Genomic DNA, 13,535 nt, shown 5'->3' with positions numbered 1-13,535 from the left:
CGCGAACCCGCCGGGGCGGCCTACTTCGCTACGGATGTAGAGAACTTCTTCGCCATCATCCTTTGCTGCGCAATGGACAGGATGTTGTTGACCAGCCAGTACACCACGAGGCCCGAGGGAAAGCTCAGGAACATGGCGGTGAAGATCAGCGGCAGGAACATCATGATCTTCTGCTGCGTGGGGTCAGTGGCCGGGGGGCTCATTTTCTGCTGGATGAACATGGTCAGACCCATGACAATGGGCGTGATGTAGAACGGGTCTTTGGCCGAGAGGTCAGCCAGCCAGATGATGTCAGTGCCGGGCAGATAGGTGATAAAAGGCGCGTGACGCAATTCGATGGACGTGAGCAGGGCCTGATACAGGCCAAAGAACACGGGCATCTGGATGAGAATGGGTACACAGCCACTGGCCGGGTTGACCCCGTAGGTCTTGTAGAGCGCCATGACTTCCTTGTTCATGAGCTCCTTGTTGTCCTTGTGCTTCTCGCGGATAGCCACCATATGCGGCTGAAGTTTCTTCATCTTTTCCATGGAGGCGTAGCTCTTGGCCGTAAGGGGCCAGAACAGGGCCTTGATGAGAACCGTCAGCAAAATGATGGCTACGCCCCAGTTGTTCACGTACTTCTGGAAAAATTCAAGCAGCCACAGAAGGCCCTTGGCGATCACATGGAACATGCCGAGGTCAATACTCTTTGCAAGCTGGTCAGAAACAGCGGCAAGCTTGGCCCGTTCCTTGGGGCCAACCCAGTAAGAAACCGTAAGCTCGCGCTCCTGACCAGGGCCGAGCATCACTTCAGGTTCTTCAACGGCAGCGCGGAACACGTTCTGCTGCATGCGGCCCTTGACGGTCACGTTGCTCGTGTCGCCGGGCAGCACCGCAGCAAGAAAATAGGTGCTCATGGTGCCAGCCCAGTAAATCTTGCCAGCAACCTGCGCGCCAGTGGTTTCAAGCGTTTTGGGCGAAGATTCTTCGCCAAGGCTTCCATCGTTGTCCCAGGCAAGGCGCATGGCGTCGTAACGGTCGCCTGCGGCATTGCTGGCATCGGCGGCAACAGTGTAGCTGACGCGAACGCTGCGGGCCTGATCCGTGGTGTTCACCACGCGGATTTTTTCGCGGATAAGATAGGTATCAGAGCTGAAGGTCATTTCGCGGATAACGCGCAGGTTGTCCACCTCGCCATCAAAGCGCAGCACGCCCTGCTGACCGGCACCGATGTTCAGACCATTTTCATTGCCTTCCACAGACCACTGACCAGTGCTCCACGAGGGCTGGCTATTCACCACAAGGCCCAGCGGGGCAACAGCGGCGGTCTTGGGGTCAACGAGGTTGACCAGCGGAGAGTCTACCGCAAGACCAGTCTGATACTGCTTGAGCTTGAAGGAGCGCAGCGCGCCGCCGCCAGTGTGAAAAACGGCTTCATAGAGGGGGGAGTTGACCGTGAGGTCGCGGCCCGGGGCGGGCGTGAATACGGGCATGGCCTGTTGCGCGGTTGCGGCGGCCTGCTGGGTCTGTTGCTGCTGTGCAGCCTGCTGCTGCGCCTGCTGTTGCTGGGCAACAATGGCCGGATCAGGCTTGCGGACCCAGCCCATGTACTCGGACACGTAACTCCAGCCCACAATAACGACGAGGCACAAAAGTATGGCGATGATCAGATTTTTTCCGTCTTGCATGAGGGCGTTCACTCCTGGGACAGTGGCGGGACGTCACGGGGACGTCTTGGTGGTGGAACAGGATCATAGCCTGAACCGCCCCAGGGGTGGCAGCGGGCAAGACGCTTGAGCGCAAGCCAGCCGCCCCGGAATATGCCGTGGGTCAAGATGGCCTCTGCGGCATAGGCGGAACAGGTGGGATAAAACCGACAGGCGGGGGGAAGCACTGGCGAGATGCAAAGCTGGTAAACGCGTATGGGTAATATGCACAGATTACGCAGCAAATGACTCATGGCAGCCCATCCAATGCCGGACGGCCCGGCTCTCGCCGAACCACGCGCCGCATCAGCGGCAAAAGCTCGGCGGCTACGCTGGCCAAATCCAGCGCAGCCTCTCCGGCATGCTTTTTAGCAACGGTAACGATGTCAGCTTCTTTGGGCAAATCGCTGCGATGCAGGCGATAAAATTCCCTCAGCAGCCTTTTGACGCGATTGCGCACAACAGCATTGCCTACCTTGCGGGAAACAGCCATGCCAGTGCGCGCAGCTAGACCGGGACTATTGCCCGCCAGCACAAAAACAAGGAAATGCTCGGTATGCAGACGCCTGCCCCGCTCATAGCACGCTACGAATTCCGCCCTGCGGCGTATCCGCAGGTGCTGCGGCAGACCATTCTGATTCATGGGAATACCCATGTAGAACGGGGCAAGCCCGCCCGCTAAGCGCTCAGAACCTTACGGCCCTTGGCGCGGCGACGACGGATGATGGCGCGCCCGCTGGGGGTGGCCATGCGGGTACGGAACCCGTGAGTGCGGGCCCTTCTGATTTTGCTCGGCTGATATGTTCTTTTCATGGCAGACTCCTTAAAAAATTTCCGGCAGGGCCTTGGGCCGACCACCGGAGCGATGCGGCACGCCGGGCCTGAGCGGTTTTGGGGCTACCCCCCGGCTTTTAAGCGCGGAAGGGCAGCATTGCCCTGGCGTTAAAATATATGGAAGAAGCTACATACACGCCAGCACGGCCTCCGTCAAGCGCCAGATTCCCCATACGACGCGCGACTACAATGCCCTTGTTGCAAACAGGCCGCAAGCGTATACGCGCCACGCTCAAAAAAAATTCTGATCGCAGCGCCTTCACACATTTTTTAGCGGATACTTCAAAACGGCTCAGGGGCTCGTGTGGCAACCATGGTTCGCGTGCAAGGTCATCACGAACCAGGCCCCCCGATATCTCAAGGCCTCAAGGCCGGGCGTTGGCCCTCGGCAGCACATCATCTGCTGAAAATGCCGGAGGTGCAGGCACATCTGGCATAGCCCCGCTGCCAGCACCGCCAAAGCTGCCCACAGAGGATGCCGCTGCCGATGAATATGGCATGGGCGCAGAGCTTGGCGCAGGCGCAGAATTAGCCGCTTTGGCCGGGCCAGCAGCAGAAGCGCCAGACTTGGGCTGTGCTGGAGCAGCGCTGCTCAGCGGTGGGATGGCGCTGCTGCTGACAGGCGCCGGAAGGGATGTTTTGCCCACACCCTTGGGAGCCGGAGATGTGGCTGACTGCGGGGCGGCCTTTGAAACCTTGACCTTGCGCTTTGCCTGACGCGCGGGCGTTTTTTTGTCCGCCTGAGGAGTCATGGCCAACTCCGGTACAGCCGCAGGATCCACAAACCGCGCCCCTTCAAGTGCAATCTGCCGGGGCGTCACCAGTGTGTTCCAATACAGCCGCCCGCCACCGCTGTGCAGCCAGACATCGGTGAGATTGGTGGCCCCGGTGGCAGTGTGAGCAGGTACCTGAGGCGGCAGGGGGACGGCCTCCACGGCAACCACAACGGACGCGCGACAAATGGAAAACGCAAAAAAAGCAAGCAATAGCATACCAACTGACTTGCACATAAAACTCACCTCTACTGCGCTTATCGGCCTTGAAGCAAAAAACCTTTAGCCCACGGAAAAAATGAAAAGGCCTGCACGTGGGAAAATGCAGAACCCTGCGCACCATCAGTCGCTGGCTGCAAAGCCCGGCGTTGACAGGCAGCGCGGGCTTGGGCACATTCCCACTAACCGATTTACTTCCAGAAATTTACGTATGCGCCGCGCATGACAGCATTGAGGCCATGCGTTTCCATTCAAGCCATCAGGAGTCCGCATGTCCAGCAAGCCGGATTTAACAGCAGCCCCCGCGATGCCAGCCCCCTGTATAACCCTTATAGGCATGGCCGGAGCGGGTAAATCCACTGTGGGTTCAGCCCTGGCGCAGGAGCTGGGATGGGCTTTTGTTGACAGCGATCACCTGATTGAAGCCGCCTACGGCGCTCGCCTGCAAGACATTACCGACACATTGGGCAAGGCGGCCTTTCTGGATACCGAGGGCAAGATCATCTGCGCCATCAAGGCCAACCGAACGGTCATAGCCACAGGCGGCAGCGTCATCTACCGCGATGCGGCCATGCGGCATCTGGCTGAGCTTGGGCCTGTCGTCTATATTGACGTGCCCTTTCATCTGATAGAAGAACGCATCGCCCGCAATCCTGAGCGCGGCATTGCAATGAATCCCGGCGAAAAACTCGAGGACATCTTTAACGAACGCAAGGCCCTGTACACATATTATGCAACCTTGCGCTGCCCCGCCGAGGGTAAAAATCCGGCCCAGTGTGCGCGCTGGATTCGTGATCATCTGCCGGAGGGTTTTCTGAAAGGCGATGCCGCCTGATCAGGCCCTTGCCACGCTCACCTCAGACAAGGACAACCCAGCCCTTTTACCCCAAGTGCCTAGCCAAGGGCTGACCCCGATTCATTCAGCCCTTCAGGCCCAAGGGCATCAGTGCCACTCTGCCTGTGCCGTGGTCACTGCCGCTCGCTTCCCGCTGATGCCTCAAAAAAAGCAAAAGCGGGGCCGAAACCCCGCTGAAATATCTTCACGAACGGTGACTCACCGAGCGTGGAACATCCGCTCCGGCAGAACGCGGCACAAGGCAGCGCGCAACCAGAGCGGCGTTACTACTTTTACTAATACTGCCAGGTCGAACCGTCAAAACGGATCAGCTCGTTGATGTTGCGGGCCTTGACCTGTTCGCAAGAAGCAGTAGACATAGCTTCCTGACGAGTCTTACCACGGCAATCCATCACCCTTTCCTGATACCTGATAAAGCCGACATACTGACCAGTGGGACTGGGGCGCAATTCAGTGGTTACGTTGGAAGAGTCCACATCAATGTAGGTCCCCACGTAATCCTTGCCGTCCTGGCGCACTTCCCTAGAAGACTTGGAAGGCATCACCGTGCGGGCAGCCTGAGCAGCCAGCCTGTTGCCCACCATGGTGAGCTCGGCGGCGACCTGAGCTTCGGTCTTCGCGCCTTTTTTAGCGGCAACGGGTTTAACTTCAGCCGGTTTTTCGGCCTTGGTTTTGCCCTTCTTGCCCTTGGCGTCCTTGGCAGGAGCCACAGGGGCCGGGGCCGGTTCGGGGGCTGCAGTCTGTTCCTGCGGCTGAGCGGGCTTTATTTCTTCATCAGTGGAAGAAGAGCCGCCAAACCAGGCGCAACCGCCAGTGGTCAACCCCAACGTGAGAATGAGTGCCAGAATCTTACGCATGTGCCATGCACCTCATAAAAAGCCGGGCGGCATACACCACCCGGCTTTTGCTTTAATTCGACTGACGCGAAGACGCTCCGAGATTACTCGAAGGACACTTCGGTGCGCCGATTCATGGCGCGACCTTCGTCGGTCTTGTTGTCATACTTGAAGGACTTGCCGCGGCCAATGGCTGTCATGCGGCTGGAGGGGATGCCCTGCTTCACGAGGTAGTTCTTCACGGAGCTGGCGCGTTCCTGCGAAAGCTTCATGTTGTAAGCATCGGAACCCACAAAGTCGGTCCAGCCGGAGAGAACAACGCGCTTGTTGGGGTTGTTCTTGATCAGGGTGGCGGCTTCGTTCAGGATGCCCATGGCCTTGCCGTCAAGAGCATAGGAATTGAAAGCGAAGTGCACGCCGCGCAGCACGATGACGTCTTCGTCCTTGCAGAACACGGAAAGCACAAAGCGTTCAACAGCGGCATCGCTGGTAGCCAGTTCTTCACCACGCACCACAACGGCGTTGGAGTTCAGGGCGCCAATCTTTTTGATGGTGGCTTCACCGTTGGGGGTGTCGGCCAGGGAGATCACATGCACAACCAGGTTACGCTGGCTGGCGTACATCTGGCTCACAACCTGCACGAGGTCGGTACCACGGTTGTTGTCGCCGTCGGTCACGAGGATCAGGGCGGCGTCGCGCTTCATGCTGGAGATGAAGGGTTCATACGCCTGCAGGCCGTTGCCCATGCTGGTCATGCGGCCAAAAATATCAAAGTTGCTGCGCAGCTTCTTGAGGCCAGCGGCCATGGCGGCGCGATCCCAAGGACCCTGGGCAATGATGGCGCCGTTGGGCGAAAGGGTGTGCAAGCCACCATTGTAGCTCAGAGCGGGGATAGCGGCATTGATGCGCGTAAGCACATTTTTGGCCACAACAATCTTGTCCTGCTTCAGCTTGTCGTTCTTCATCATCATGGAACCAGAATAGTCCACTACGAAGTCGAAGCTCTCAATTTTCTTGTTACAAGCCGGAGCGGCCGCAGCGGCCACGGCGTAGCTCAGAACAAGAGCGGCCGCAAGAGCAAGAAGACGAAACGATTTCATACTGCCTCCCAAACGTTGTTAGTGTCGTCGATTACCGTCAACAACAGTAAATCGCGGTGTGCCCGCCACGTTACCGGCTCACTCACAGCCATAGGCCTTGGAGACGGCAACTGCCTTTCACATACCCGCGTTTAGGAAAAACCGCAAGTTGTAAATAGGAAACACTCTTTCGCTTTTTCATCACAGTCCAAGTGCAACGCACATCCGATTATTTCCCTTTGGCAGCAAAAATCCGGCGGCTGACCCCGCTCTGCCGCCAGCGCTGGACAGCCCGCCGGGCCTGAGGCATACTTTGTCAAGAACCAAGGATTTTCCATGCCTGCACTGACTTTTTCCAAATGGAGCCCAGGGGGCAACACCACCCTGCTTTTTCCCGACGCTGGTCAGCGCCCGGCAGAACAGGCGCGTCTGGCGTCTTTGGCGCTGGATTCTTCCATGCTTGGGGGCGAACAGGCGGGATTTGTGAACCTGCCCCAGCGCAAACTGCGTATGGCGGGCGGTGAATTTTGCGTCAATGCCAGCCGCGCCGTGGGGGCCTTGCTGGCATACACTGCCCAATACTCAGGCCCGGAACAGGGTGTGCTGGACGGAATCGCCCCTCGCAGTGAACAAAGAAACGAAGCTGCTGCACCCGCAGAACACCCTGTCCGTTTTGATGAAATCCAGGTTTCCGGCTGGCAGACTCCTGTACGCCTGCGCACCCGAGGCTCTGCCCCGCTCTGGCAGGTGGAGGCTCTGCTGCGCCTCCCTGAATATTCCATTACTACTATAGAAAAAGGCGCGCATCTGGTGCGCCTGCCTGGCATCTGCCATCTGCTGCTTGGCGGGGCAACACACCCCCTGCCGGATGACTGCCATGCCGTGGCTGCCCAACTACGCCAGCAGCACGGCCTTGAGGCCGAACCTGCCGCAGGTGTCATCTGGTGGCGGGAATGCCAGGGTCTGCTGGACATGTTGCCCCTTGTGCATGTGCGCGACGCCGGAACAACATTTCTTGAAAATGCCTGCGGTTCCGGGGCACTGGCACTGGCACTGTGCCTTGCGCGCGCAGGCACGCGCCGATCTTTTTCCATTATGCAGCCCGGCGGCTCGGCCCTGGACGTGCGGCTGTTTGCCGAAGGCGGCCTTGATATGGCTGGCATAGACGGCCCGGTATCGCTTGTGGCCCGTGGCAAGGTCTGGCTGTCTGATCCAGCCGCCCGCCCCGGGTTGGCCCCAAATCCGGCTCCCGGCATGGCATCCAGCCTGACATCTGGTTTGTCCCCCACTTTGAGCTGACGCATGGCTGCAAAGCTTCGGGAAGGGTTCACTACAGGCAGCGCCGCCACGGGTGCAGCACTGGCCGCACTGCACCTGTTGCGCACGGGCACAGCCCCGGATGCAATCCGGGTGCCCCTGCCCCCTTTTGGGGCTGGTCAGGGCAGACTTGATCCGTGCAAAAACGCTGACTGTCTGCCTGAGCCTCGGGGCTGGCTGCGCCTGAATATTGAAAGCTGCGCCACAGGGCCTGCGCCGGAACTGGATGCGGCCTGGGCTGCTCCCGAAGCCAATGCCGCAAGCGGGCTGGCTGATCCGCCTCCACCGGATATCATTGCCATAGCCCACGCCAGTATAATCAAGGACGGCGGCGATGACCCTGACGCCACCTCAGGCGCGCGCATAACAGCCACGGTGGTGGAAAGCGCGCTGCCCACCATACCTCGCCCAGCCAACCAGTTCGAGGATGCAGCATGGCATACGCCCGCCCATGATGCCGTGGGGACATCCCCCGACACAGCAGTTGCATACCCCGACCGCATCATTATAAAGGGAGGGCCGGGGGTGGGGCGAGTCACCCTGCCCGGTCTGCCCGTCCCCATTGGTCAGGCTGCTGTCAACCCGGTGCCGCGTCAGCAGATAACCTTTGCGCTGCAAGCCCAGGAACAGGAGTACGCCGCAGCCCTTCGAAGCCGCACCCGGCTGACGGTATTTGTCAGCGTACCTGATGGCGCGCGGCTGGCGCACCAGACCTTCAATCCCAGATTGGGCATTGAAGGCGGCATTTCCATATTGGGAACCCAGGGCACGGTGCGTCCGTTCAGCCATGATGCGTGGAAGGCCACAATTGAGCAGGGGCTTGCCGTGGCCCGCGCCACAGGCTGCCAATGTGCTTGTCTTACCACGGGAAGGCGCTCTGAACGGCTGCTTATGGAGCGCTACCCCGACCTGCCGGAACGGTGCTTTGTGCAGGTGGCGGATTTTGCGCAATTCTCCCTGCAAGCTGTGGGGAGCATGCCGTTTGAGCGGATTATCTGGGGCTGTTTTTTTGGCAAACTGGTCAAGCTTGCCCAGGGGCATACATACACTCATGCCAAGGATTCCACGCTGGACATGCAGGCCCTTGGACGACTTGCCAGCGAGGCTGGCGCTACCTGCGCGGATGCCATCACCCGCTGCGTAACTGCGGCTCACGCACTGGAACTGCTGCTGGCAGACAACGCAGGGGCCGAGACCATCAAACGGGTGGCGCAGCAGGCGGCGCGCACAGCACAACTTTTTGCAGGACGCCCCGTGAGCTTGCACCTTTTTCACACTGACGGCAGGGAATTATTGGCGTTATGAAACAACAGGTCTCACTGCCCGGCTTTGCCGTGCCAACCCATACGCCCGACACCCCGACACGGGACGATGACGCAACCAACGCCGTTCAGGCCGAGGCCCTTGCCGCTGGCCCGTTGGAGACTCCCGGCGAACATCCAGATGAACATGCTGCCGAATTGCCGGAGTTTCCTGCTGATGACGCCCCGGTAGTTGCCCCCAATATCTGCGCCTTTGCAGAACTCGCCACTCCGCACTGTGACGCGCCGATTACCGCTGATAAAGCACAGTCTTCCTCTGACAATGCGGATACCGAAACGGCACATGCGGACGCATCAGGCAGGGATGAACCCCTCCTTATGGATTCCGCTCCCGCAAACGCGGATGAAGCCCCTGCCACGCCCGCAGAGTTGCCAGCCGAAGCCGCTGCAACAGCAGCAACCACACTTGCCGCCAATATCACACAGGCCGCTCCTGCCACCCCCGCCGCTGCGCCCGCCAGCCCTGCCGTTGCGGGCACGTCAGAGCAGGACGACTGGCCGCCCATGTCGGAAATGTTGCAGTCATTCTTTGTTTTTGAACCAACGACTGTCGCGCCGGAACCCATCACGGTCATGGGCCTCGACTGCGCACGCCCGCGCGGCCTGGCAGGTTTGGCTGAAGCCCAGCGCCAGCTGGCGGAACAAGCCGATGTGATCTGCGCCGGGCGCATGCTGCTGGAGGAATTTTCCGGCAGCAGTCTGGACTCCAGCAACGGAGCAACTGGGGGCGCAACCCGTGACGCAGACGGGAATTCAACAGAAAGCCAGCCCACAGGCGATCAGGAGGACTCTCCCGCAGCAGGACCCGCCCTCAAGGCGCGCCTACTGCCCCTGACCACGCCTCTGGAGCCTTTGCTCACCCGCCTCAGCCAGTTGCGGGCCGCAGGGGAGCGTGTGCTTGTGCTGGCAGACGGCGACCCCCTGCTGTTTGGCATTGGCGCGACCCTGGTACGCCGCATGGGGGCAGATGCCGTGCGCCTGCTGCCCGCTGTCAGTTCTCTGCAGCAGGCTTGCGCGCGCCTTTCCCTGCCGTGGCACAAGGTTATCTGCCTCTCCCTGCACGGACGCGATGATTTGCGCCCCCTCAACGTGGCCTGCGGCAAGAATGCGCCGCTCTGCATCCTTACTGATGCGCGCATGTCGCCCGATGTACTCGCCCGCCATCTGCTTGACCGTGGGGTGGACTGGTTTGATGCCCATATTTTTGAGCGCATGGGCGCAGCCGATGAATGCGTCAGCCATTTGAGCATGGCCGATGCCGCCGGGCGCGAATTTGGCCCGGCCTGCACAATGGTGCTGATACCCATGGCTCCGGCCCGCCGCCCGCACCTTGGGCTTGACGCCGACCAGCTCGCGGTTGACCGAGGGCTCATCAGCAAAAAGCCCGTCCGCGCTGCCGCACTGGCGCTGCTGCGCATTGAAGCCGGGCACGTGGTGTGGGATCTCGGTTCCGGCTCGGGCGCTGTGGCTCTTGAAGCTTCCGTGCTGGCGCATGAGGGCCGCGTGATCGCGGTGGAACGCTCCGCCGGACGCGCCATGGGCATTCAGGAAAACCGCCGCCGCTTTGGCGCGGCCAATGTGGAAGTACGCCTTGGGCAAGCCCCCGAATGCTTGCCCGGCCTGCCTGATCCGCAGCGAGTGTTCATCGGCGGCGGCCTTTCCGGCGATGACGGGGATGACATCTTGGGGCATGTATGCCTGCGTTTGCCCGTGGGGGGCCGCGTGGTGGTCAGTTGCGTGCTTCTGGACAGTTTCAGCCTGTGCCGTCGCTTTTTTGAAGACATGGGCTGGCCTGTGGAAATTCTGCAAATCAGCGCAGCTGAAGGCAAGAGCCTTGGCGGCGATGTTCATTTGGCGGCCATGAACCCCGTATTTTTGCTTGCCGCCCAAAAACCCGCGCCTGCTCCCATTCAGTCCGGCGCACAGCCCGAAGGCAGGTAGCGCATGGACAGCGCGCAACAGACCGGGATGACGCCCGGCATCGTTACATTTGTGGGCGCAGGGCCAGGCGATCCAGATCTCATGACCATCAAGGGGCGCAATGCCATTGAGCAAGCCGCCCTTGTGCTCTATGCGGGTTCGCTGGTGCCGCGCGAGGTAGTGGCCTGCGCCGCGCCCAACGCCATGGTTGTGGATTCCGCCCCGCTGAACCTTGAGCAGTGCCATGCGCTGGTGCGGGCAACTGCGCTGGAGGGCCGCTCCGTGGCCCGCGTGCATACGGGCGACCCATCCCTGTACGGTGCGTTGCGCGAGCAGGCCGCCCTGCTGGATGCGGACGGCATCCCCTGGCGTGTGGTGCCGGGCGTTACCGCCGCCTGCGCTGCGGCGGCTGCGGCGGGCATTACCTTTACCGTGCCGGAAGTAACCCAGAGCCTCATTATCAGCCGCCTTGAGGGCCGTACCCCGGTGCCGGCGCGTGAGCATCTTCACCTGCTGGCCCAGCATGGGGCCTCCATGGCCGTCTATCTTTCCGCAGCGTCGGCTCAGGCCCTTCAGGACGAGCTCTTGCGCAGCCTGCCGCCAGAAACCCAGGTTTTTTGCGCCCATATGGTCAGTTGGCCCGAGGAGCAGCTGCACTGGACAACGCTGGGCGAGCTGGCCCAGTGCATAACCCGCCACAACCTCACCCGACAGACAGTTTTTCTTGTGCTGCCCGCAGAAAGCCGCGAGGGCGCGCCCTCACGCCTGTATGCCGCCGACTTTTCGCACGGCTACCGCGCAGCAAAAAGCTGATTTTATTCCAACATATCGCCTTTACTATGGGATTCAGGCCGGGTGCTTTCACACATCCTGCCTGAATCCCATATCTTTTTTAAGCAAGCCATCCTGATACGCAATATTATCGTGACACGTTTGCAAGATAAGCCAGTATTGCTTTATTTACTACGCAACAAGCAGATTTTGTAATTTTGAATGATTATATAAATATAGTTTTAAATTGTATTTTTTTTCACAATGTGCATTAAATCATGTCAGTATGAACAAAAATCTACTATTCAATATGGATTTGCAATCCATATATCTATCTTATTGTCCTTCAGACAATCATGGTTTTAAAAAAAGGAGTGATTCATGAACAAACCGGACATTCAGGATTCGTACTCCCTTTTCATCGACGGCCAGTGGAGACAGGCCTCCGACGGCGGCACGTTTGAAACGTTCTGCCCCGCCAATGGCGAGCGCCTGGCAACCTGCGCCGAAGCCACCAAGGAAGACGTGGACGCAGCAGTGGCGGCTGCCAACAAGGCATGGGACAGCTGGAAAAAGATCGACCCCATTGAACGGGCCAATATGCTGCTGAAAATTGCAGATATTATTGATGCCAACAAAGAACACCTTGCCATGGTGGAAACCCTGGACAACGGCAAGCCCATCCGGGAAACCATGAATGTGGACGTTCCCTTTGCCGCCGACCACTTCCGCTACTTTGCCGGGGTGGTGCGCGCTGATGAAGGCACCGCAGTCATGCTGGACGAAAACACCATGTCCCTGGTGTTTCGCGAACCGATCGGCGTTGTGGGCCAGATTGTGCCGTGGAACTTCCCCTTCCTCATGGCTGCCTGGAAGCTGGCCCCCGTGCTTGCCGCCGGGTGCTGCACCGTGTTCAAGCCTTCCAACCACACTTCGCTTTCCGTGCTTGAACTGGCGCGGCTTATTGCCGACGTGCTGCCCAAGGGGGTGTTCAACGTCATCACCGGGCGCGGCTCACGCTCCGGCCAGTTCATGCTTGAGCACCCTGGCTTCCGCAAGCTTGCTTTCACCGGATCAACAGAAGTTGGCCGTCAGGTGGGCCTTGCAGCGGCAAAACGCCTTATCCCCTCCACCCTTGAGCTGGGCGGCAAATCGGCCAATATCTACTTTCCCGATTGTCAGTGGGATCTGGCCATGGACGGCCTGCAAATGGGCATTCTGTTCAATCAGGGGCAGGTATGCTGCGCCGGGTCGCGCGTCTTTGTGCATGAGGATATTTACGACCAGTTTGTGGCAGAAGCCGTGGAACGCTTCAACCGCGTCAAGGTTGGCCTGCCGTGGGATCCCGCAACACAGATGGGTTCGCAGATTTACGAATCGCACCTCAAGGCCATTCAGCTCTGCATTGAACAGGCCAAGGCGGAGGGCGCCACCGTGCTCTGCGGCGGCAAGCGCATCACAGATGGTGAGCTTGCCAAGGGCTGCTTCATGCGTCCTACCCTGCTTGGCAACGTCACCAACAACATGCGTGTGGCGCAGGACGAAATCTTCGGCCCCGTGGCGGTCATCATCAAGTTCAGGACGGAAGAAGAAGTTGTGTCCATGGCCAACGACAGCCCCTACGGTCTGGGCGGCGCGGTCTGGACGCGCGACATCAACAGGGCCATGCGCATAAGCCGCGCCGTTGAAACGGGCCGCATGTGGGTGAATACCTACAACAGCATTCCGGCTGGCGCTCCCTTTGGCGGGCACAAGGAGTCGGGCATCGGGCGTGAAACGCACAAGATCATCCTTGAGCACTACACCCAGCAGAAAAATATTCTTATCAATCTGTCGGAAAAACCCACGGGATTCTATCCCTAGCAGCAAGCGCACATGCAGCAAACGCCCTGGCGGTTGCCGACGTATCAGAACGGCCCC

General features: G+C 59.6%; 13 protein-coding genes. 6 read left to right on the top strand and 7 right to left on the bottom strand.

Annotated elements, in window-relative coordinates; translation table 11 throughout:
- Positions 1-20: 20 nt before the first annotated feature.
- From yidC to ACUZ79_RS04270, 5 genes are all read right to left on the bottom strand, one after another.
- Positions 21-1,670, bottom strand: a complete 1,650-nt coding sequence (yidC, locus tag ACUZ79_RS04290) for a membrane protein insertase YidC (protein WP_449250798.1) — start codon at positions 1,668-1,670, stop codon at positions 21-23.
- A gap of 8 nt (positions 1,671-1,678) precedes the next feature.
- Complete coding sequence (gene yidD, locus ACUZ79_RS04285) at positions 1,679-1,942, bottom strand: membrane protein insertion efficiency factor YidD (protein ID WP_022657773.1); 264 nt, start codon at positions 1,940-1,942, stop codon at positions 1,679-1,681.
- Positions 1,939-2,331 carry a ribonuclease P protein component gene (rnpA, locus tag ACUZ79_RS04280; RefSeq protein ID WP_240823730.1) on the bottom strand — a complete coding sequence of 131 codons (393 nt, stop codon included), beginning with the start codon at positions 2,329-2,331 and terminating at the stop codon, positions 1,939-1,941. The genes yidD and rnpA overlap by 4 nt, the downstream gene beginning before the upstream one ends.
- Positions 2,332-2,366: 35 nt before the next feature.
- Entirely contained in the window at positions 2,367-2,501 is a 135-nt protein-coding gene (gene rpmH, locus ACUZ79_RS04275) for a 50S ribosomal protein L34 (RefSeq protein WP_022657771.1), read from the bottom strand.
- Positions 2,502-2,887: 386 nt separating this feature from the next.
- On the bottom strand, positions 2,888-3,532 hold the full coding sequence (locus ACUZ79_RS04270; protein ID WP_449250797.1) for a hypothetical protein: 645 nt from the start codon (positions 3,530-3,532) through the stop codon (positions 2,888-2,890).
- Positions 3,533-3,785: 253 nt separating this feature from the next.
- Between ACUZ79_RS04270 and thrB the strand changes: the two genes are divergently transcribed.
- Positions 3,786-4,349, top strand: a complete 564-nt coding sequence (gene thrB / locus ACUZ79_RS04265) for a homoserine kinase (protein WP_449250796.1) — start codon at positions 3,786-3,788, stop codon at positions 4,347-4,349.
- A gap of 296 nt (positions 4,350-4,645) precedes the next feature.
- Here the strand turns inward: thrB and ACUZ79_RS04260 are convergent, their stop codons facing one another.
- Together ACUZ79_RS04260 and ACUZ79_RS04255 are read right to left on the bottom strand one after the other, a co-directional pair.
- A complete protein-coding gene (locus tag ACUZ79_RS04260; protein ID WP_240823727.1) occupies positions 4,646-5,227 on the bottom strand; it encodes a translation initiation factor 2 in 582 nt (193 codons plus the stop codon).
- Between the two features lie 83 nt (positions 5,228-5,310).
- Positions 5,311-6,306, bottom strand: coding sequence for an OmpA family protein (locus ACUZ79_RS04255; RefSeq protein ID WP_022657767.1), 996 nt, complete (start codon positions 6,304-6,306; stop codon positions 5,311-5,313).
- A 315-nt stretch (positions 6,307-6,621) separates the two neighbouring features.
- On the opposite strand from ACUZ79_RS04255, the gene ACUZ79_RS04250 reads away from it, so the two are divergent.
- The 5 genes from ACUZ79_RS04250 to ACUZ79_RS04230 all read left to right on the top strand — a co-directional run bounded on the left by ACUZ79_RS04250 (position 6,622) and on the right by ACUZ79_RS04230 (position 13,478).
- On the top strand, positions 6,622-7,584 hold the full coding sequence (locus ACUZ79_RS04250) for a hypothetical protein (RefSeq protein WP_449250795.1): 963 nt from the start codon (positions 6,622-6,624) through the stop codon (positions 7,582-7,584).
- Between the two features lie 3 nt (positions 7,585-7,587).
- Positions 7,588-8,907 carry a cobalt-precorrin-5B (C(1))-methyltransferase CbiD gene (cbiD, locus tag ACUZ79_RS04245; protein ID WP_449250794.1) on the top strand — a complete coding sequence of 440 codons (1,320 nt, stop codon included), beginning with the start codon at positions 7,588-7,590 and terminating at the stop codon, positions 8,905-8,907.
- A complete protein-coding gene (gene cbiE, locus ACUZ79_RS04240; RefSeq protein ID WP_449250793.1) occupies positions 8,904-10,865 on the top strand; it encodes a precorrin-6y C5,15-methyltransferase (decarboxylating) subunit CbiE in 1,962 nt (653 codons plus the stop codon). Before cbiD ends, cbiE begins: the two co-directional genes overlap by 4 nt.
- Positions 10,866-10,868: 3 nt before the next feature.
- Positions 10,869-11,657: a precorrin-4 C(11)-methyltransferase gene (gene cobM, locus ACUZ79_RS04235; RefSeq protein ID WP_449250792.1), complete on the top strand. Its 789-nt coding sequence runs from the start codon at positions 10,869-10,871 to the stop codon at positions 11,655-11,657.
- 339 nt (positions 11,658-11,996) lie between these two features.
- Positions 11,997-13,478, top strand: a complete 1,482-nt coding sequence (locus ACUZ79_RS04230; protein ID WP_449250791.1) for an aldehyde dehydrogenase family protein — start codon at positions 11,997-11,999, stop codon at positions 13,476-13,478.
- The last annotated feature ends 57 nt before the right edge of the window (positions 13,479-13,535 follow it).

Source organism: Desulfovibrio faecalis (assembly GCF_053570625.1).
Note: the sequence above shows the minus strand (reverse complement) of the source record. Positions and strands in the feature narration are given on the sequence as shown.

Excerpts from the sequence above, each read along its gene's own strand:
- yidC (WP_449250798.1), bottom strand. The coding sequence starts at position 1,670 with ATGCAAGACGGAAAAAATCTGATCATCGCCATACTTTTGTGCCTCGTC.
- yidD (WP_022657773.1), bottom strand. The coding sequence starts at position 1,942 with ATGAGTCATTTGCTGCGTAATCTGTGCATATTACCCATACGCGTTTAC.
- rnpA (WP_240823730.1), bottom strand. The coding sequence starts at position 2,331 with ATGAATCAGAATGGTCTGCCGCAGCACCTGCGGATACGCCGCAGGGCG.
- rpmH (WP_022657771.1), bottom strand. The coding sequence starts at position 2,501 with ATGAAAAGAACATATCAGCCGAGCAAAATCAGAAGGGCCCGCACTCAC.
- ACUZ79_RS04270 (WP_449250797.1), bottom strand. The coding sequence starts at position 3,532 with ATGTGCAAGTCAGTTGGTATGCTATTGCTTGCTTTTTTTGCGTTTTCC.
- thrB (WP_449250796.1), top strand. The coding sequence starts at position 3,786 with ATGTCCAGCAAGCCGGATTTAACAGCAGCCCCCGCGATGCCAGCCCCC.
- ACUZ79_RS04260 (WP_240823727.1), bottom strand. The coding sequence starts at position 5,227 with ATGCGTAAGATTCTGGCACTCATTCTCACGTTGGGGTTGACCACTGGC.
- ACUZ79_RS04255 (WP_022657767.1), bottom strand. The coding sequence starts at position 6,306 with ATGAAATCGTTTCGTCTTCTTGCTCTTGCGGCCGCTCTTGTTCTGAGC.
- ACUZ79_RS04250 (WP_449250795.1), top strand. The coding sequence starts at position 6,622 with ATGCCTGCACTGACTTTTTCCAAATGGAGCCCAGGGGGCAACACCACC.
- cbiD (WP_449250794.1), top strand. The coding sequence starts at position 7,588 with ATGGCTGCAAAGCTTCGGGAAGGGTTCACTACAGGCAGCGCCGCCACG.
- cbiE (WP_449250793.1), top strand. The coding sequence starts at position 8,904 with ATGAAACAACAGGTCTCACTGCCCGGCTTTGCCGTGCCAACCCATACG.
- cobM (WP_449250792.1), top strand. The coding sequence starts at position 10,869 with ATGGACAGCGCGCAACAGACCGGGATGACGCCCGGCATCGTTACATTT.
- ACUZ79_RS04230 (WP_449250791.1), top strand. The coding sequence starts at position 11,997 with ATGAACAAACCGGACATTCAGGATTCGTACTCCCTTTTCATCGACGGC.